Here is a 20390-nt window from a genome sequence, read left to right on the forward strand (position 1 = left end):
CCAATGGTCTAACAACAACACTTGCTGCATTTTAGCTACGGCTATGGTAAAACAGTGTAATTGCTCTACTGCTAATTTATAGCTTTGGTATTTAAGAATAAATTATGGCTCTTCAACTGGTTTTTTTAGATGCTGCCACCTTAGGTGATGCGGATTTTTCAGCGTTAAAGCACATTGATGGTGAATTAACCTTACACGACTACAGTACAACCGCGCAGATTGTGCCGCGCTTGCGCAATGCTGATATTGCTATCGTGAATAAATGCATCTTAGATGCCGGGGTACTGAAGCAGCTACCGCGTTTAAAAGCGATTATGATTAGTGCAACCGGCACCGACAATATCGATTTGGACGCGGCAGCCGCCGCCGGCATTGTGGTAAAAAATGTGCGTAACTACGCCGAGACGGCGGTGCCGCAGCATGTTTTTGCGTTATTACTGGCACTCACCAATCAACTTATTGGCTATCAGCAGCGGGTTGCCGCGGGCAAATGGGCACAAAGCCGTTCTTTTTGTTTGCTGGATTTTCCGATAATGGAATTAGCCAATAAAACCATGGTGATTGTGGGTTATGGTGCTTTAGGTCAAGCCACAGCAAAATTAGCTGCAGCCTTTGGCATGCAGGTGATTATTGCAGAGCGCCCCAGCGCAACCGAAGCCCGACCAGGCCGAATGCTGATGGCAGAAGCCTTTGCTCAAGCCGATGTGGTGTCATTACATTGTCCGTTAACGACAGACACCCGAGCTTTTATTAACGCACAGCGGCTGGCATGGCTAAAACCCGGCGCGATTTTAATTAATACCGCACGAGGCGCGTTAATCGATGCCGCAGCATTAATTAATGCTTTGCAACAAGGAAAACTGGCAGCCGGTTTAGATGTGTTAGCCGAAGAACCCCCCGCGCCAGACACGGCGCTGTTGCACTGTGCCTTACCGAATTTATTAATTACCCCACATATTGGGTGGGCCAGCCGCGAAGCCAGAGCACGGATGGTGAGCAAAATTGCTGACAATATTAATAATTTTATAGCAACACAGTAGAATACTTAACACCATGCGCCAACAAGTTGAATGCAGTGGTCAACAACCTAATAAGAGCAAAAGTGCTATGAAATGCCTGACGTTTGTTACCTTTATACTGTTTATCAGTACGAACTTAGCCGCAGAAACGCTGAGCTCGAGAATGCGCGACGCAGCAAGCAGCAGTGAACATGCCGAACAAGTGATCACGTCGCTACAAACGCAAACAGAGAACAGCCTAAGCACCGAAGACTATTTAGTCTTAGCAGAGAGTTATCAAACACTCGGCAAACGTGAAGCCGCTTTAGATGCGGTTAATAAAGCAGAAAACATGGCGCCAAACGATTACCTTCGCGCCATGAGTTTATTTCATAAAGCGCAAATCTATGGCATTTATTTTCAAGATGCCGAGATGGCACTAGTACAATTAGTTGAAGCTGAAAAGCGCCTCACCTCGTTAAAAGATGTGGCTGCAAAAGTACTATTGAGCGATGTACTAAACAGCTTTGCCTCTGCTCATAATGTATTGGGTAATCTTAGCCAAGGTTTAGAATATGCCAAGCGGAGTTTGCTGCTAGCTGAAGAGCTCAGCAATACCCCACGCCAGTTGAATGCCTTAGTGCTGATTGGCCGATTAGCATTGCAAAATAACCAGTATAAAGTCGCCTTTAGTCATTTTGAACGAGCGCTGGTCATTGCCCGTGAGTTATCGGATGACGAACAAATTGCATCGATTTACTTCCGCATGGGCATGGCTTATCGCAAACTTGATCAACATGATCTTGCCCTCACTCACTTTCAACAAGCGGCTGAACGCTATCAACAATTAAATCGGCTGTCGAATTACAGTCATGTACTGATTTACATGGCTGAAAGTTATATGGAAGGTGAACAGCAGATAGCACAAGCTCAAACTTTACTGCAACAAGCCTTAGAGATCGCAGAGCAATTACAGCACAAACAGCGCACCGCTTTGGTCTATTACAGCTTGGGTCGCGCCGCACTTTTAAGTAAAAACTACCCACAATCAGAACAGTATTATCAATTGGCTTTTCAAAACTTTAAACAGTTAAACATGCGCAGCATGATGCAAGAAACTGCGTTGGCCATTGTTAAGTTATTGATTACGCAACAACGTTATGCTGAAGCAAAAGTACTGCTAAATGAATTAAGCCCGGATATCGAACAAGCCGCCACTTTTTTACAATTGCGCTATCACGATAGCGCAGCAGCTTTAGCGAGTGCGGCAGGCGATTGGCAACTAGCCTATACCTTACAAGAAAAAGTCACACAGTTAAATCAACAAGAATTAGCTGAACAAATGCAGTACAACATGGCTGAGCTAAGCGATGGCTTATCAGAACTTAATGAAGCAGAGCAATATCGCCAGCAATTAACCACATTAAAGCAAACCTTAGCAGAAACAGAATCTCGCCAATTTTTACTGCAAGCGTTACTGGTTTTACTGATTTTTATCTGCTTTGTTTTTTGGCAATTGGTGCGCCGGCAACAAAACGCCGTCACGCCTTCGGTAGTGCCAGAGTTAGCGCCACCACAATGGATCCAGTTCCGTGAGAAGGCTAAAGTGCTGGATCAACAGCAAACACAAAGCTTACTCGTTATAATGCCGCGCCAGCGTGCTGCCTTACAGCGGCAATTTGGTCGACGCATTGTCACCAATATGCTGAAACAATTAGCACAAGAGCTAGATACGGAAGCGGTTAACGCATCCTTTAGTGGCAGTGAAATGCTTTGGCTCGCCGTTGACAGCCAAGATAAAGCCGCACAAAGTGCTTTGTTAGAACAAGCCATTCAATCATTCAGCCATAAATTGCTCGCGCTAGGTGTTGCACCCGCTATTTTAACGGCAGAACTGGAATTAGCTTCATTGCTAGGACCCAATTGGCACAAACGTGATTTGAATGGTTTAACCGATATCGTATGGTTTGGTTGGTCATTACTTGAGCAATCTCCGCCAGCGGATCTGGCTTGGCGGTTAAGTTTCACAACTGAACATGCTAGGCCCTGCGAATGGCAGGTAGAAGATTTACGCACAGATATTGTCAATGCTTATCGCTTGGGCGAACTGACCATTTTGGTCAATCAACAAGTTCTAACGCCAGAACAAGCCGATTAACCCCCTAACCTGATTACCCTCTCACGCTATATACGCAGTGCCGCTGGCAGCTCAAAAAGCTGCTGGCGTCGGCGTAATGGACAGTTAAAGCTTAAACAAACCGCTTGTAATGCCAACCCTGCCGCCGATTTATTGCCACTACCATAGTGTGGATCGCCTAACACCGGATGCCCAACACTGGCAAAGTGACGACGAATTTGATGTTTTCGACCACTGATTAACTGCACATTAAGTCGGCTGCAATCGGTAACGGGATCATAAGCCTCAACAGTAAAACGGGTTTCTGAGGCTTTATTGTCTAACGGTAAACTGATCACCCCATTTGCTATTAAATCGGCAGATAATTGGCCTTTTACCGTAATGGCGTAACCTTTGGCAATGTGTCGCTGCGCAATTAATTGACTAAAAGCGGCAGCCGCTTTTTTGCTGTGAGCAAGAATAACTAAGCCACTGGCCTCACGGTCTAAGCGGTGTAATAAAAAAACCTGTCGCGCTGGGGTAAAATGCTGCTCAGCAAAGCGCAGTAAACTCAGATGATCGCCCCACTCATTGCCTTGCGACAACATACCTGCTGGTTTAAACCAAATACTGTACGCGGTTTCATCAAATAATAAGGTTGCAGGCGCACATTGCCGCTGCAAAATATCCTCATCGTAATTTAACAGTAGTGTTGCACCGGGCTTTAACATGAATTGAGCGCGGCGCAACCGTTTAACTGGCTTGCCGACTAACTGCACTGCACCTTTGTTCATCGCATCTTTTAAACGGCCTTTACTTAATTCAGGAGCAGCAGAGACCAGTAAATCGATAGCAGAGATGGCCGTAGTCACCGGCAGTTGACGAGACAACTTCATAATAAATTCTCAGCCCTTGCCATTGGCAAAGGTATATCAGGATTTCAATCGACTGATCTTATCAAAGATCTCTTCCCAACCACTAGGAATATGTCTTACGCCACCCTGATCGCGGATCGCTCGCTCAACATGAACCGTTAAACGCCGCACCGGCCCCACCACTTTTTGCTTGTAACGATACGCATAACCTAAGGTTGCCAGCGACAACACGACAAGATAGCCAATCCAATAAGCAATAAAGCTTTTAAAGCCGGCACTAAATAAGCCATTCCGTGCTTCAAGCATCGCTAAAGAAAACTGCTGCCGACCTATCCGCTGTAATTGCAGTAACATTTCATCGACCTTGCTGTCGTCTTTTGTCGTGCCACCGAGCATATGGCCATGCTCATCTAATAACAGGAAATCAGCCCCCGGTGTTTGCTGTTGTAATGGCATCAACAATAAAGGGACATCTAACACAAATAAAATATACCCTGCCCCACCATTCGGCTGCTGGATACGTTGGCTTAGCAATACTTTGTTTTTACTTAGCGCCAAAGTCGCTAAACCTGGTTTAGCTGAGCCTTCAGCTTGCTCATATCGCTCAAACCATGGCACTAAACTCGCTAAAGTTGCGGTGAACTGTGTCTGCGGATTAGCATAAATAAAATGTTGTTCTGACACATACACAATGCGCTCTAGCGCGGGTTGCATCAATTCGATAGCCGTAAAGGCTAAATCGAGATGCTGCAGTAATAACAATTCGCTGGCCACACTGTCGGTTTTCTCTACTAACTCCGCGGTATTTAATGGCTCTCCCTGACGATTATGCAGCTTTAACGAAAGCGAGCTTTGCAAAGCAGCTTGCTCACTAAACGGCAGTTTGGTTAACCAATCAAGCAAATTCAGCAGCGGTTGTAGTTGCGTGTCAATTTGTGCGGCTTTAAATTGCAAACGTTGTTCGGTGTGTTGTAGCCGGTTATCGATGGTCAATAAAAAGTGACAGAGTGCCGCAACAAAACTCAACATTAGGACGAATAGCGCCGCCAATTTGACCGTACGGCGATATTCGTAAAGCGCTGGATTTTGCATCAACCTTTCCTTGTTAACAATTGCGTTGAAACTAAATTAGCGCGTTTCATTAATTAGTCAATCTATCCATCGCAGAAAACTACAAGTTCGCCTCAGCAAAAGAGGCTAATCGACTACGAACAACCCCATTTAAATTAACGGTAGTACTGCCTTCAAAGTTTTTAAAACGCTCCACAATGTAAGTGAGCCCCGAGGTCACCGCAGTAAGATAATTACTGTCTATTTGCGATAAATTACCTGAGCAGATTAATTTTGTTCCCTCGCCACAGCGGGTAATAATGGTTTTTAACTGCGCTGCGCTTAAATTTTGGCATTCATCTAAAATAACAATGGCATTTTGAATACTGCGGCCACGCATAAAGTTAACCGACTTAAACTGAATATTCGCCTTTTCCATAATGTAATTCACGCTGGCATGCGGATGTTCGTCGGTTTTGTGCAGTACTTCTAACGAATCAGTAATGGCCGCCAACCAAGGTGCCATTTTTTCTTCTTCAGAGCCTGGTAAAAAGCCAATAGACTCGGCAATTTCAGGTGTATTCCTCGTCACAATGACTTTATCGTAAATGCCTTTTTCGATAACCATCTCCAGCGCGGCAGCTAAGGCAATTAGGGTTTTTCCGCATCCGGCGGGGCCAGTTAAAATCACCAAATCCATTTGCGGATCGAGCAAGGCATTTAAGGCCATGGCTTGATAAATATTTTTTGGATGAATCCCCCAAGCATGTCGATGCATTAATCGCTCATAACCGAAGTCTTGGATTTTTAATTCGTGCTCGCTAACTGCCAAAACCTTCCCAGCAAAAGTTTCAGCCTCATCGACTAGATACTCGTTAACATAAGCATTAGGTAAGACCTTTCGGTTGATGTAATGGACCGTATCTCGCCCTTCATTCACACTGTGACATTCTCCGACTTGTGGCCAAAATTCTCCGGCAAATTTGTAATAGCCCTTATAGAGAAAGCGTACATCATCTATCAGTTGGTCAGTGCGGTAATCCTCTACATGCTTTAAACCCGCACCCTTGGCTTTTAAACGCATATTGATGTCTTTTGTCACCAATATGACTTTTACAGGGCTTTTTTCGCGCTGCAAATACAAGGCGGTGTTAATGATCAGATGATCGTTCTCGCCGCCGGGTAAACCAGGGATTTCATCTTTTAGATGGTGATCGTTAACAATAAAAATATGACCGGCGGGCTTGGCATCTTGGCGGCTGGGTAACGCCACACCGTGCAGCATTTGCTCTGGGGAGGCGTCTTTTAAAATATCTTCTAACGCACGAATTGCCACTCGTGCATCTCGGCTGACGTCTTTATTTTTATCTTTTATATGATCAAGTTCTTCTAATACCGTCATCGGTATCACAACATCGTTTTCTTCAAAATTGAGGAAGGCAAAAGGTTCATGCAACAAAATATTGGTATCTAGAACATAAATTTTTTTCGCTTGCTGTTTTTTCCGCGCCATAAGCACTCCTTTATTTGCTTATCTCACCGTAATGTATTACGGCTCTTTTTAGCATAGTGCAACTTTGCCAGACTGCGACTAAAAGTGCCGAACCGCACCTTAGACGCTAATTGCTACGTTGCCGTTACCAGATGACAACAGCATGACAACTTATAATCGTTGCTGAAGAAAAAGCTGTGCGAGACAGATGCAACCAAGGTCGTTTCGCTGTACCATAGCGCCCCGTTTTTGACAGTTAGGGTTTAGAATGAATTTTGCACTGGGACAACGTTGGATCAGCGATACAGAGTCTGATTTAGGCTTAGGTACTGTAATTGCACTGGAGGGCAGAATGCTATCAATTCTGTTCCCCGCCAGCGGTGAAACACGCTTTTATGCTCAGCAAGAAGCGCCTCTGACTCGCGTGAGTTTTAACATCGGCGATGAAGTGAAAAGTGCAGAGGGCTTTACTTTACTGGTGCAGCAAGTAACGATTGAAAACGCACTATTAAGTTATCACGGCATTCGCTTAGATACGCAAGAACCCTGCATTTTACGCGAAACCTTTTTAGACCACTTCCTGAGTTTTAACAAACCTCAAGATCGCTTATTTGCCGGTCAAGTAGACCGTTTTGAATTCTTCCCATTACGCTATCAAAGCTGGCAGCATCAACAAAGCCTGCAACAAAGCCCGCTGCGTGGTTTGGTTGGTGGTCGTGTTAGCTTGATCCCACATCAGCTTCATATTGCACGCGAAGTATCACAGCGCCACGCGCCACGCGTGTTATTGGCCGATGAAGTAGGTTTAGGTAAAACCATTGAAGCCGGTTTAATTATTCACCAGCAATTACTGACGGGCTTGGCCAGTCGTATTTTGATTATTGTACCCGAGTCATTACAACATCAATGGCTGGTAGAAATGCTGCGGCGCTTTAATCTGCGTTTTGCGATTTTTGATGAAGAACGTTGCCAGCAAGCGCAACTCGATGCGGATAACCCGTTTGATACCGAACAACTCGTGCTGTGTAGCATGGAGTTTTTAGCGAAAAAGCGCAGCTGGCATGAGCATGCGGTCAGTAGCCACTGGGATTTATTGGTGGTCGACGAAGCTCACCATCTTCATTGGGATCCGTTAAAGCCTAGCACGGAATATCAGCGCATCGAGGCCCTAGCCCAAGATACAGCCGGTTTAATCTTACTGACAGCCACCCCCGATCAACTTGGCCATCAGAGCCACTTTGCCCGGCTACGGTTATTAGATCCTGATCGTTTTTATGATTACGAACAATTTCAAGCTGAAGAGCAAGATTATCAGCAGATCGCCGAGTTGGCTCAGCAACTGATAAGCGCCACGTCACTGAATGCCAACTTGTTAGCCTCGTTAAACAACTTGTTAAACGATAGCGCTAGCCAAGCGCTATTACAGTCACTCGCCGATCAGCACCCCCTCACCGAAACGTTGCGGCATGAGCTGGTCGAAAAGTTATTAGATCGTCATGGAACCGGCCGCATTTTATTCCGCAATAGCCGTAACACCATTCAAGGCTTCCCAAAACGTTGCCCGCTATTACAACCTCTGGCAATGCCAGAGCAATATCAAAATGCCTTAAAAGTGCATCGCGCCTTGCAACAAGACGCCTCGGTGCACGCTAAAATCACCGCTAATCTCTTTCCAGAGCAAGTTTTTCAGGCATTTGAAGGTGAAAACAGCCAGTGGTGGCAATTTGACCCGCGTGTTGCATATTTGTTGTCCGCGTTAAAAGCGGCGAAACACGGCAAATTTTTAGTGATTTGTGCGTCGGCAGCCACGGCTCTCGCCTTGGAAGAAGCCTTACGTTTATCTGAAGGTATTCGTGCCGCCGTATTCCATGAAGGCATGAGCATTATCGAGCGAGATAAAGCGGCCGCCTACTTTGCCCAAGAAGAGTACAGTGCCCAAGTGTTGCTGTGTTCTGAAATTGGTAGCGAAGGTCGTAACTTCCAGTTCGCCGAACATTTGGTATTGTTTGATTTACCGCTAAACCCTGATTTACTCGAACAGCGGATTGGCCGGTTAGATCGGATTGGGCAGCAGCATGATATTCAGATCCATATCCCCTACTTCGCGGATACTGCGCAGCAATTATTACTGCAATGGTATCATCACGGTTTAAATGCGTTTGCCAAAACCTGCCAAACGGGCCGCCTGATTTTTGAACAACAAAAAACGCAGTTAGAACAGCTACTCGCTGACTACCGAGGCCCGAGCGACGAGGCCGAGCAATTAATCGCAGCCTGTGCTGAATTGGCCGCCGAGTTACAAGCTAAATTGGAGCAAGGCCGCGATCAGTTATTAGAAATCAACTCCAGCGGTGGCCAACAAGCGTTACAACTTGCTGCCGAAGTCAGTGCACTCGATCAAGACGTTAAACTGCCAATGCTGATGTTCAAGGCGTGGGATTTACTGGGCGTTAATCAAGAAGATCGCTCTGATACCAGCATCATTTTACGGCCATCTGAGCATTTACAGCAAAACTATCCTGGATTAGCAGATGATGGCACCACAGTCACCTTTGACCGCGCTACCGCATTAGCCGAAGAAGATATTCAATTTTTAAGCTGGGATCACCCGATGGTCACAGGCACTTTGGATATCCTGAGTAATGATGTGTTAGGTAACAGCTCCGTGGCATTATTACCTAACAAAGCCGTACCGGTTGGTAGCTTCTTTGTGGAGTTAATTTATATCGCAGAAGCGAGCGCGCCAGCGGCGTTACAATTGGGGCGTTATTTACCGCCTACGCCGATTCGTATGTTGTTAGATAAAACCGGTAAAGATCTGGCAGCCAAAGTGTCGTTTGATAACTTTAATCGTCAATTAAAACCGGTTGGTCGACAAACGGCGACAAAACTGGTGAATGCCTTACAAAATCTGATCCACCCTATGCTGCAACAAGCGGAACAGTTAGCCACGCTGCAACTTGAGCAATTACGCAGCCAAGCACAAACCCAAATGCAGCAAAGCTTAACCGCAGATATCGAGCGTTTGCAGGCACTTCGCCAAGTAAACCCCTTAGTGCGGGATGAAGAGATCGCTCATCAACAGCAGCAATGCCAGCAACTGAATGAGTACTTGGCCAAAGCTCGGTTAAAATTAGATGCGATCCGAGTGATCGTGGTGAGTCACGATTAACGCCATGCTGTTAACTTATACCCCACCGACATGGCCTTATCTCGATATTTTGTATCAAGACAACGATATCGTGGTGCTAAACAAGCCCAGTGGCTTATTGTCGGTGCCGGGTAAAGATCCTGCACACTTTGATAGCATGCAATACCGAGTGCAACTCGTTTGGCCCAATGCCAGCATTGTGCATCGCTTAGATATGGCCACCTCAGGGGTGTTTATTATGGCAATGCACAAAGAGGCGCAACGTGAGCTAAACCGGCAATTTCAACAGCGCGAAACTGAAAAAAGTTATGAAGCGCGAGTCTCCGGTTTAGTTAAGGCGAGCAGTGGCAGTATTGATTTGCCATTGATTTGTGATTGGCCAAATAGACCGATGCAAAAGGTGTGTTATCAACATGGTAAGCCTTCTTTAACGCACTATCGCGTGCTTAGCCGTGCCAATAACCAAAGCCGCGTGGAATTAACCCCTGTCACCGGACGCTCTCATCAACTACGTGTGCACTTACAATTTATTGGTCATCCCATCTTAGGCGATAAATTTTACGCCGGAGAGGCAGTGCATGCTGCAGATCGGCTGCAACTGCATGCCTGTCATTTAAGGCTTAGCCATCCAACAACGGCAAAAAAGATGATTTTTTCAGCAATTTGCCCTTTTTAAGTAAAAAGAATCGGCTATTAACGCAACATTCATTTAACTGCACTATTATTGTATTGTCTTAAAAATAAACTTTATTTTTTGCAAAAACCAATAATGCTGACAAAACAATATGGTAAACTATTAAAAGTTTGCTTAATTGGATGAATCGAAGGAGAAACGGATGAAACTTAAAGCAATCGCTGTAGCAGTTCTTGCGGCTATTCCGCTGTTTGGCGCTCAGGCTATTGCCGATGCACCAACAGCTCAAGATCTAGAAAAAAAGGTTTTTGGCTCACTATTTGGTGAAGGCTACTGGAATGATTCGCGTAAAGCGCAATCAGCTACCTGGAGCAACACTGATGATGCTTGGGGTGTAGGTGCTGACATTGGTTACCGTGTCAACGAAACTTGGGGTGTGCGCTTTGAATATGCTCGTCAGAGCTTCAATTCATTAGTTCAAGATTCTCGCGTAACGGGTGACCGTTTTGGTTTAGATGCAATGTATCATCTGGCTAACACTAATCTGTATTTAGTGGGTGGCTGGAAACATTTTGAAAATGACATCGCCTTTGACGCAGTAAACATCGGTGTTGGTTATCGTTATTTTGTTAGCCCAGCGGTTGCCTTATTTGTTGAAGGTAACCGTTTCCGTGGTATTAACAACGGTGATTGGAATGATGCGTCTTTAAAAGCAGGTGCAACGTGGGTTTTCGGTGCTGAAGCAGCTGCTGCTCCTACACCCGCTCCGGCCCCAGCTCCGGCCCCAGCGCCAGCACCAATGCCTGTTGATTCTGACCGTGATGGCGTAGTTGATAGCCAAGACAAGTGCCCTAACACACCAGCGGCTCACAAAGTAGATGCTCAAGGCTGTACTATCTACACTGAGAAAATGGACCGTGTAGGCGATGTCGATATCGAAGTTCGTTTCGCGTTTGACTCTGCAGCAGTATCTGCTGACGGCCAAACAGAAGTTAACCAGTTAGCCGCCTTTATGAAACGCTTCCCTGAAGCGGTTGTGTTCATCGAAGGTCACGCGTCTAACATCGGTAACGCCGCTTACAACATGCGTTTATCTGAGCGTCGTGCTAAAGCCATCGCTGATTTATTAACAGCGCAAGGCATCAACAGCAACCGTATTACCTCTAAAGGTTTCGGTGTCACTCAGCTTCGAGTTGAGGGTAATACCCGCGCAGCACACGCTGCCAACCAACGTATTGAAGCAAAAGTAACGGCTAAGATTAAAGAGCCAGTACTTCGCTAATAGTATTTAAGTACTAATATTAAATAAAGCCGCTATGCTAGCGGCTTTATTTTTATTGGCTTTCGCTACTCTACTATTATTTTCTATTGCCGTAATTTACAATCACTGCTAATTTTTAGTACATAATGTCAATTACTGGACTCCTCCTATCATGGCTAAGTTTGTTTTTCTTCTCATTACATGCAGTCTATGCATGTTTAGCATTAACGCCATTGCGGATGATGTTGAAATGATTCAATTACAGCATTCAGCACATGTCTGTAATGACGAGCAAGAAACACAACGTCTTGCAGCAAACGATCATCTTAGAGAAATGGCCAAAGCGTTGGTCGAATTTAAAGCCACAAAATTTTGTTTTATCATCCAACCTTCAACTGTGGTTGCCTTACTCGAGCATAAAGGCAATTACATAAAATTTAGACATAACAACAAAGTGCTGTTTGCTTTTGCCGAAGATTTACTGGCACAACACCTTCCCGCTCAAGATATGGGAACACAAGCCGCTATAGAGTAATCAATTTGAGTTTTTTAATGGCGGTAACATAGATGCAAAATAAAGGGTTCGCATTTGCTGTTATGCTTTTTGCCGCGACCAGCAGCCAAGCAGAACCTCACTGGCAAGATATTCAACGCCAATTCCCTCAGGTTAACCTACAACAATTTGATGCTGCGAGTGCCACCTTCATGGCATTGCATACCCCCAGTGCCGCTCGTTTAACACGAGGTAGTATCGTGTTGCTACCGGATGCCCATCAGCATGCCTTTAGTCCTTCGTTACTTAATCAACTTCGCTTATCTTTACCTGACCGTGGCTGGGATCTCTGGGTGTTGCCGCAACCAGATCCAGTAACGGCGACCAACTCTGCGCAGCAATTAACATTACAAAAAAACCAACTTAGCCAACGCTGGCAATTGTTAGCGCAGCAAGCGCGGTTAAAGCCACCGGTGATTGTTATTGCACAAGGGGAAATCGCAGCGGTAATGAATTTACTGCTGACAGATAGTTTAAATATGCCACCGGCCGCGCTAGTGAATTTAGGGGCCTATTTATCAGCAACAGAGCAACAGAGTAGCTTTGCGCAAAACGTATTGAATAAAGTACCGGTACTCGATTTATTAACGGCGCATGACCATCCACAAGCCCTTGCCTCGGCCACAGCAAGGGCAGAATTAGGACAACAGCGTGGCAATGCTTTATATCGACAACGTCATTTAAACGACGGTTTTCATCAACAAAGCCTGCAACACTGGCAAGTCAATGAAATTATCGGCTGGTTACACTCTACGGGTTTTTAGCTCGGGCCTGCTTGATTTGCTCATACGCCGCTTGAATATCTTGCGTACGTCTTTTGGCTACCTCTAACATCGCCGCTGGCACTCCCTGTGCCATTAATTTGTCTGGATGATGTTGCGACATCAATTTACGGTAAGCACGCTTCAGCTCTTTGTCAGCAATCTCTGGTGTGCAGCCCAGCATTTGATAAGCCGCAAGTAAAGAGGGTCCTTGTTCTTTGCCGGGGGCTTGCCCCTGTTTAAACCGTGACTGCGCCTGATAAGCCAACAGCAATTGCGCTAAAGTGCTGCGCGAAATATGCAAACACTCGGCAACTTGAATTAAAAGCTGATGCTGCTCAGCGCTGATGCGGCCATCAACACAGGCAATACTTAATTGAATTTCTAGGAATAATTGTAAAACGTCCGGCCGCCGTTTATAGCGTTGGTAAAACTCCGTGATTTGCGCGCGAAACGGAAAATTAACCGCCTTACCATCTCTAAATGCCGCTTGTGCTTCTTTTTGCTGCTGAGCATTTAAACCCAACTGTTGCATAAAGTGGGTGGCTTCTGAGATATGAGCTTTGGTTACCACACCCGTCGCTTTCGCAAGATGCCCCATTGCAGCAAAACTACTGTACATAAATAAGGCTTGTTCATCGTCTTGCCCGAAAACGCTTTGCAGCCCTTCCCAATTCGCTAATTTGCGTTGAAACATCTGATCAATAAGATGCCCTACTACCACACCCAACAACAGGCCAGGTAGCTTAAATAAAGCGATACCAAATAAGGCACCAAGAATTTTTCCCCACACGTAACATACCCCGAAAACTGCAATGAGCCCTGAGCCAGCCACTGGTCTGGCATAACACGATTAACATAGGCACTATATCGGATTAGCAGGAATTCTAAAATTGATTTATCATAACCCACCCAAGGTCGGCTGGTGCGACGCAGTAAGCAATGAGTAGAAAGGCATGAAACAAGGTTTAAGTTTAGCAGGATTACTCTGGGTAGCGATGACACCTCTGCAGGTTAATGCTGCACCGCTTGCTAGCCAAACTTGCCAGCAACCCGTTCAACTGCCTGATATCTTAAAAGATTTAAATGGACAAGATAGTCGGATCCGCATTTTTTCAGATAACGTCGACTTACAAGAAAACCAAAGCGCTGAATTTTCAGGTAAAGTACAAATCCTGCATCGCGATACCTTATTACAAGCACCTAAAGCAAGTTATGATACCCGCGCCCAAACACTACGCGCCGATGGCGGTATTGAGTATTTTAATCCAGCACTGTCGGTGAGTAGCCAATTTTTTGAAGCAGACATTAGCCAAAACCGCGTTACACTGGGTGATGCGCGTTATCAATTTGTTGAAAATGCTGGTCGCGGTGAAGCTTCGGCCATGGTGGCTTCGAACGAGGCGTTAGTATTACGCCAAGCCGTGTTCACAACTTGCCCAGAACAAGATGACAGCTGGGGCTTACACGCTGAAGAAATCAGCATCGCGGCAGACTCAGGCTGGGGTGAAGCGCGTAATGCGGTGTTTAAAATTAAAGACATCCCTATTTTTTATATCCCTTATTTAACTTTCCCCGTTAATGAACAACGTAAATCAGGATTATTGGTGCCGAAAGTCGGCAGCTCACAAAGCACCGGTATAGACATAGAATTACCCTATTACCTCAACTTGGCCGAAAACTACGATCTGACGCTTACACCGCGTTTTATGAGTAATCGTGGTGCTCAGTTAAAGTCGCAACTGCGGTATTTAACAGCCGAACACAGTGGCTTACTGCAATTAGAATACATGGATAGCGATGATGAAAAAACCAATGATTTCGGCGCGCGTTACTTAACACATTTGACGAATCGCTCCGATTTTAGTGATAAATGGCGTGGTTATATCGACTTTACCGATGTCAGCGATAGCGCTTATCTAACAGAACTAGGCTCAGACTACACAAACCAGAGTGATACTCAATTATATCGTGAAGCCAGCCTGAGTTATTACGGTGAACAAGTTCATTCGCATTTAAAAATGCAAGGCTTTGAGATTCTTGGTAATTATAACCAAGCCTATAAAGCGATCCCGCAACTAAGTGTGGCTTCAGCGGCGCCTATCGCTTTAGGTAACTGGCTCGAAGCCAGTTGGTTTAGCCAATATGCGCATTTCAGAAATGACCAAGCCTTTTATAACGCCGCGGATCGACTGCACATTGAGCCAGCGCTTCGAATTCCTATCATCACCTCGGCAATTGAATTCACGGCCGAAACAAGCTTGCTTTATACTTATTATCAACAAGATAGCTTAAGCTCACTCACGGAAGAACAAGCCGAGATCACTCGGACCTTACCTAAGGTTCGCTTGCATGCCAAAATCAATATGGAACGAGAATACGATTGGTTTGGCGAGCCGGCATTACAAACCTTTGAACCGCAAATACAGTATTTGTATATTCCTTATCGCGATCAAAGCAATATTGGCTTGTACGATACTACGCGCTTGCAAGACGATTATTACGGCTTATTTAGGCAAAACCGTTTCTCAGGCTTAGATCGTATCAATGAAGCGAATCAAATTACCCTTGGTGGTACGACACGCTTTTACGACAATACCGAAAATGAATTATTCCGTTTTAGCCTTGGCCAGATTTTTTTCTTAAAAGATCCGGAAATCACAGCAAATACCATTACTCAAGATTTGCCATCCACTGAGTCGATGCTCGCCTCTGAAATGATCTGGAATTGGTATCGTCGTTGGTATGTCAGCAGCGCGCTGCAATATGACATTGAACAAAACAAACTAATTAAGAGTTCAGCCAGCTTAGATTATCGTGGCAGTGAGAATACGTTATTCCAATTGAACCATCGCTACAGCCGCGCAGTCTCAGGAGTGGAAATTCAACAATTAGGTGTTATTGGTGCCTTTCCAATAGATAAAAACTGGCAACTGATCGCCAGTTACTACCGTGATGTGACGAATCATCGTATGATAGACGCCAATATAGGACTGCAATATGAATCCTGTTGTTGGGCAGTGCGTTTTGTCGCTCGCAGACAGGTACAGGCAGATTTTGACACCGCCGTGGATAATGTTAACCAATTTGCCGAACTGGATAGTGGTTTCAGTGTGCAGTTTGTCTTTAAAGGATTTGGTGATAAAGCCGGTTTTGGCGTAGCTGACATGTTGTCAAATGGCATCTTCAGTTATCGACGTCCATATTTACTAACAAATTAGAATGTAGGAATTTATGAAGTTACAGCAAATTATCTGTGTGGTTTTGCTTGGTTTTGCCAGCGTTTCCCTAACAGCAGCAGAACGCGAAATCGACCGAGTTGCAGCGATTGTGGACAGCGGCGTGATTTTAAAAAGTGATGTTGATGAAATAGTACAACGAGTTAAACGCAACGCTGAAGCACAAGGCCAAACACTTCCATCAGATTTAGCCTTACGCACTCAGGCCACTGAGCGCTTGATCATGACCAATTTACAATTGCAAATGGCACAGCGTATGGGTTTACAAATTAGCGATGCTCAACTGGATGATACGATTCGAAATATCGCTCAAGGCGAGAATTTATCGATGGAGCAATTCCGTCAGCAAGTTATAAATGAAGAAGGCAACTACGAGCGCTTCCGCGAAAAAGTGCGCGAAGAAATCATGACCAACGAAGTATTACGTGGCAATGTGCAACGTCGCATCTACATCAGCCAGCAAGAAGTCGATAACCTAGTGAAACTGATGGAAGAGCAAGGTGCGATTAGCGAACAATACCAACTAGGTCATATTCTGATCGCCATTCCTAGCCAAGCGACTACCGAACAAATTACCGAATCACGTGAGCGTGCAGAGCAAGTACTAAAATTATTACGTGACGGCAGTGACTTCCGTCGCATCGCTATCGCTTCATCCAGTGGTGCCAATGCCCTTGAGGGCGGTCAATTAGACTGGATGAACATCAACGAAATGCCCACTTTGTTTTCTGAAGGTATTCGTGGTCGTAAAAAAGGCGATCTCATTGGCCCACTTCGCTCTGGCGCAGGCTTTCACATTTTAACCATTTTTGATATTCGTGGTGAAAACGTGGCAGAACTGACTGAAGTCAATTCACGGCATATTTTGATTAAACCATCCATTATTGTAAGCGAAGAACGTGCTAGAACGATGCTTTTAGACATGGCCACAAAACTACGCGCGGGTGATGCGGATTTTGCGGAATTAGCGAAACAATTTTCGGAAGATCCAGGTTCAAAATTAAACGGTGGTAACCTCGGTTGGAGTGAAACAGATGTTTATGTCCCGGCGTTTCGTGACACCTTAAATCGTTTACAACCTGATGAACTGAGCGAGCCTTTCCGCACCGAACATGGCTGGCACATTGTGCAATTACTAGAGCGTCGCACTGTAGATGCGACTGCCGATAAAAAACGTAATCAAGTGTATCGGATGATTTTTAATCGCCGCTTTAACGAAGAGTCAGCCAGTTTCCTACGCGAACTGCGTGATGATGCGTATATCGAAGTATTGGCAGAAGATTAATGACCCTGCGTATCGCAATTACCCCGGGTGAACCGGCCGGCATTGGTCCTGATTTGGTCTTGGCGTTAACGCGCCAAGACTGGCCTGTTGAACTGGTTGTTTGTGCCAATGCCAAGCTAATGCAAGAACGTGCAGCGAGCTTAGGCTTGCCAGTGCAACTTTTACCTTATCAAGCCAGTGCCGCACCTCAACCGCAACGCGCAGGCACTTTAACCATTGCTGAGTTTGCGCTAGCTGAACCCGTGATCCCTGGGCAGTTAAATGCCGCTAATGGCAGTTATGTCATAGATACATTGCGTGCTGCCGGTGATATGGTGTTATCCGCAGAAGCGGCTGCCATCGTCACTGGCCCTGTCCACAAAGGCATAATCAACCGCGCCGGCATTCCTTTTAGTGGCCATACGGAGTTTTTTGCACAGCAATCAAACACGCCTTATGTCGTGATGATGCTTGCCACTGAAGGTTTACGCGTTGCACTTGCCACGACGCATATTCCGCTGGCTTATGTTGCTAAAGCGATTACTCGCGAGCGTTTACACAAAGTAATCACCATCTTACATGAAGATTTGCAGCAAAAGTTCGGTATTGCCGAACCGCGCATCTATGTTTGCGGTTTAAACCCGCATGCCGGCGAAGATGGCCATTTAGGTCGCGAAGAAATCGAAGTGATCACGCCAGCTTTAGAAGAGCTCCGCGCACAAGGTATGCACTTAATTGGGCCCTTACCTGCTGACACCTTATTTCAACCCAAATACCTGAACGAAGCAGATGCTGTACTCGCGATGTATCATGATCAGGGCCTCCCTGTATTGAAATACAAAGGTTTTGGCCGTTCAGTTAATATTAGCCTAGGCTTACCCTTGATCCGAACATCCGTTGATCATGGTACCGCTCTAGATTTGGCAGCAACCGGCAAAGCCGACCCTGGCAGCCTGTTTCATGCCGTGACCCAAGCCATTCAATTGGCTCAACGAACCACGAATCCATGACAGATAATGTACATCAGGGCCACCGTGCCCGAAAACGCTTTGGCCAAAACTTCTTACACGATCCCCATGTAATTGGCCGAATTGTTAAAGCTATTGCCCCAAAAACGACGGATGTTTTAGTTGAAATAGGCCCGGGACTAGGTGCCTTAACTGAGCCAGTCGTTGCTGAAGCCGGTAAGCTAACCGTGGTTGAGCTTGATCGCGATCTTGCGGAACGTTTACGCCAACATCCTGACATGGCTGATAAATTAACCATTTATCAAGCCGACGCCATGAAGTTTGATTTTAGCCAACTGGTGCAACCGGGTCAGAAACTTAAAGTATTTGGTAATTTACCGTACAATATTTCTACCCCGCTATTATTTCATTTATTTGAATTTGCCGACCAGATCGATACCATGCACTTTATGCTTCAAAAAGAAGTCGTTGATCGAATGACTGCGGGGCATGGCAGTAAAGCCTTTGGTCGTCTCAGTGTAATGACCCAGTATTACTGTCAGGCCATTCCTGTGGTGCAAGTGGGCCCCGGAGCCTTTAAACCTGCACCGAAGGTGGATTCAGCCGTTGTGCGCTTAATCCCTTTTAACATTGCCGATCGCGCTAAAGTGGATCCTGCAGTATTGAACCGTGTATGCTTAGAAGCGTTTAATCAACGCCGCAAAACCTTACGAAATTGTTTTAGTAATTTTGCCACTGCTGAGCAATTAACCGCGCTGGGAATTGATCCATCATTACGACCGGAGCAACTCTCCGTTGCAGAATTTGTTAGAGTTGCCCAGTGGCTTGCAGAGCAGGAAAGTGCTAATGAGCCTTGAGCAAGAAGTTACCGTATCCGTGGATAGTTTTTATTTAGGCGCTCAGTCTGATCCGGCTGAGCAGCGTTATGTTTTTGCCTATTGCGTCAATATCACTAACCAAAGCGAACAACAGGTACAACTGTTAAGCCGCTATTGGCAAATTACTGATGGCAATGGCAAACAAACCGAAGTCTCTGGCGAAGGTGTCATCGGAGTGCAGCCACAATTAGCGCCTGGCGAAACCTACAGTTACACCAGTGGCGCGGTATTAGAAACCCCCGTGGGCACCATGCAGGGTTACTATGAAATGATTGACCAAAAACAGCAATCATTTCGCACCCCCATCCCCTTATTCAGATTGGCTCAGCCACATATTTTGAACTGATGGCCACCTACGTTATAGGCGATTTGCAGGGTTGCTTTGAACCGCTTCAGCGCTTGCTGGCGCATATTCACTATCAAGCCGAACATGACGAATTGTGGTTCTGTGGCGATCTGATTGCCCGAGGCCCCGACTCTTTAGCTTGCCTAGATTTTGTGCGTGGTTTAGGTGCGAAAGCACGCGTTGTTTTAGGCAACCATGACCTCAATTTTATCGCCAGCTATTATGGTTTTAGTAAGGTTAAAGCCGCTGATCAACTGACCGCCTTACAGCAAGCGGCACATCTACCGGAATTAATACACTGGCTTTGCCAACAACCGCTGATCCAAGTGTGTACTGAGCGCCAATTACTCATGGTGCATGCAGGCTTAGCACCCGAATGGGATATCAGCACCGCCTTGAGTGCTAGCGCCGAGATCAGTGCGCTGTTACAGCATCAACCCACACTGTTGTTATCTACCATGTATGGCAATACACCGAGCCGTTGGCGCGATGTCGTCACCCAGGAAGATCGTTGGCGTTTTACTATCAATGCTTGCACCCGTATGCGGTTTTGCCAAGCGGATGGCGCATTAGAACTGCTCACCAAATCAGGCTTAAATAAACAATCAAAACTCAAACCTTGGTTTGAGCTATGGCAAGACCATGCACAAATGGATATTTGCTTTGGCCACTGGGCTGCGTTAGAGGGTTATAGCCCTATTAAACACATTCATGCACTCGATACCGGCTGTGTTTGGGGCAATCAATTAACTGCCTATTGCGTTGAAACACGACAAAGGTATAGTGTCGATAACAAATAATAAC

General features: G+C 45.7%; 17 protein-coding genes. 13 read left to right on the top strand and 4 right to left on the bottom strand.

What is annotated here, in order from left to right:
- Window positions 1-104 precede the first annotated feature (104 nt).
- Entirely contained in the window at window positions 105-1040 is a 936-nt protein-coding gene (locus tag ORJ01_RS09790) for a D-2-hydroxyacid dehydrogenase (RefSeq protein ID WP_306177860.1), read from the top strand.
- Between the two features lie 67 nt (window positions 1041-1107).
- The gene (locus ORJ01_RS09795; RefSeq protein ID WP_306177861.1) at window positions 1108-3156 is read left to right on the top strand and encodes a tetratricopeptide repeat protein; all 2049 of its coding nucleotides are present in this window, start codon (window positions 1108-1110) and stop codon (window positions 3154-3156) included.
- Between the two features lie 26 nt (window positions 3157-3182).
- Here the strand turns inward: ORJ01_RS09795 and ORJ01_RS09800 are convergent, their stop codons facing one another.
- The 3 genes from ORJ01_RS09800 to ORJ01_RS09810 form a co-directional block, all read right to left on the bottom strand.
- Window positions 3183-4010, bottom strand: a complete 828-nt coding sequence (locus ORJ01_RS09800) for an RluA family pseudouridine synthase (RefSeq protein ID WP_306177862.1) — start codon at window positions 4008-4010, stop codon at window positions 3183-3185.
- 36 nt (window positions 4011-4046) lie between these two features.
- Window positions 4047-5081 (bottom strand): hypothetical protein, encoded by a 1035-nt coding sequence (locus ORJ01_RS09805; RefSeq protein WP_306177864.1) that lies wholly within the window; start codon window positions 5079-5081, stop codon window positions 4047-4049.
- A gap of 79 nt (window positions 5082-5160) precedes the next feature.
- Window positions 5161-6552: a PhoH family protein gene (locus tag ORJ01_RS09810; RefSeq protein WP_306177865.1), complete on the bottom strand. Its 1392-nt coding sequence runs from the start codon at window positions 6550-6552 to the stop codon at window positions 5161-5163.
- Between the two features lie 247 nt (window positions 6553-6799).
- Between ORJ01_RS09810 and rapA the strand changes: the two genes are divergently transcribed.
- From rapA to ORJ01_RS09835, 5 genes are all read left to right on the top strand, one after another.
- Window positions 6800-9703, top strand: a complete 2904-nt coding sequence (rapA, locus tag ORJ01_RS09815) for an RNA polymerase-associated protein RapA (protein WP_306177866.1) — start codon at window positions 6800-6802, stop codon at window positions 9701-9703.
- A 4-nt stretch (window positions 9704-9707) separates the two neighbouring features.
- On the top strand, window positions 9708-10358 hold the full coding sequence (locus ORJ01_RS09820) for an RluA family pseudouridine synthase (protein ID WP_306177867.1): 651 nt from the start codon (window positions 9708-9710) through the stop codon (window positions 10356-10358).
- A 160-nt stretch (window positions 10359-10518) separates the two neighbouring features.
- The gene (locus ORJ01_RS09825) at window positions 10519-11598 is read left to right on the top strand and encodes an OmpA family protein (RefSeq protein WP_306177868.1); all 1080 of its coding nucleotides are present in this window, start codon (window positions 10519-10521) and stop codon (window positions 11596-11598) included.
- Window positions 11599-11791: 193 nt separating this feature from the next.
- The gene (locus ORJ01_RS09830; protein ID WP_306177870.1) at window positions 11792-12112 is read left to right on the top strand and encodes a hypothetical protein; all 321 of its coding nucleotides are present in this window, start codon (window positions 11792-11794) and stop codon (window positions 12110-12112) included.
- 32 nt (window positions 12113-12144) lie between these two features.
- Complete coding sequence (locus ORJ01_RS09835) at window positions 12145-12894, top strand: DUF3530 family protein (protein WP_306177871.1); 750 nt, start codon at window positions 12145-12147, stop codon at window positions 12892-12894.
- Here ORJ01_RS09835 and djlA read toward each other — a convergent pair.
- Window positions 12881-13684 carry a co-chaperone DjlA gene (djlA, locus tag ORJ01_RS09840; RefSeq protein WP_306177872.1) on the bottom strand — a complete coding sequence of 268 codons (804 nt, stop codon included), beginning with the start codon at window positions 13682-13684 and terminating at the stop codon, window positions 12881-12883. The two genes, ORJ01_RS09835 and djlA, sit on opposite strands and share 14 nt — an antisense overlap.
- 163 nt (window positions 13685-13847) lie before the next feature.
- On the opposite strand from djlA, the gene ORJ01_RS09845 reads away from it, so the two are divergent.
- The 6 genes from ORJ01_RS09845 to ORJ01_RS09870 are packed head-to-tail and all read left to right on the top strand — an operon-like array spanning window position 13848 to window position 20386.
- On the top strand, window positions 13848-16112 hold the full coding sequence (locus ORJ01_RS09845; RefSeq protein WP_306177873.1) for an LPS-assembly protein LptD: 2265 nt from the start codon (window positions 13848-13850) through the stop codon (window positions 16110-16112).
- Between the two features lie 13 nt (window positions 16113-16125).
- Complete coding sequence (gene surA, locus ORJ01_RS09850; RefSeq protein ID WP_226752397.1) at window positions 16126-17415, top strand: peptidylprolyl isomerase SurA; 1290 nt, start codon at window positions 16126-16128, stop codon at window positions 17413-17415.
- Window positions 17415-18404, top strand: a complete 990-nt coding sequence (gene pdxA, locus ORJ01_RS09855) for a 4-hydroxythreonine-4-phosphate dehydrogenase PdxA (RefSeq protein ID WP_306177874.1) — start codon at window positions 17415-17417, stop codon at window positions 18402-18404. The genes surA and pdxA overlap by 1 nt, the downstream gene beginning before the upstream one ends.
- The gene (rsmA, locus tag ORJ01_RS09860) at window positions 18401-19219 is read left to right on the top strand and encodes a 16S rRNA (adenine(1518)-N(6)/adenine(1519)-N(6))-dimethyltransferase RsmA (RefSeq protein WP_226752395.1); all 819 of its coding nucleotides are present in this window, start codon (window positions 18401-18403) and stop codon (window positions 19217-19219) included. Before pdxA ends, rsmA begins: the two co-directional genes overlap by 4 nt.
- Window positions 19209-19586 (top strand): Co2+/Mg2+ efflux protein ApaG, encoded by a 378-nt coding sequence (gene apaG / locus ORJ01_RS09865; protein ID WP_226752394.1) that lies wholly within the window; start codon window positions 19209-19211, stop codon window positions 19584-19586. Before rsmA ends, apaG begins: the two co-directional genes overlap by 11 nt.
- The gene (locus ORJ01_RS09870; protein ID WP_306177875.1) at window positions 19586-20386 is read left to right on the top strand and encodes a symmetrical bis(5'-nucleosyl)-tetraphosphatase; all 801 of its coding nucleotides are present in this window, start codon (window positions 19586-19588) and stop codon (window positions 20384-20386) included. The genes apaG and ORJ01_RS09870 overlap by 1 nt, the downstream gene beginning before the upstream one ends.
- Window positions 20387-20390: the final 4 nt, after the last annotated feature.

Source organism: Alishewanella sp. SMS8, assembly GCF_030737935.1.
GTDB lineage: Bacteria > Pseudomonadota > Gammaproteobacteria > Enterobacterales > Alteromonadaceae > Alishewanella > Alishewanella maricola.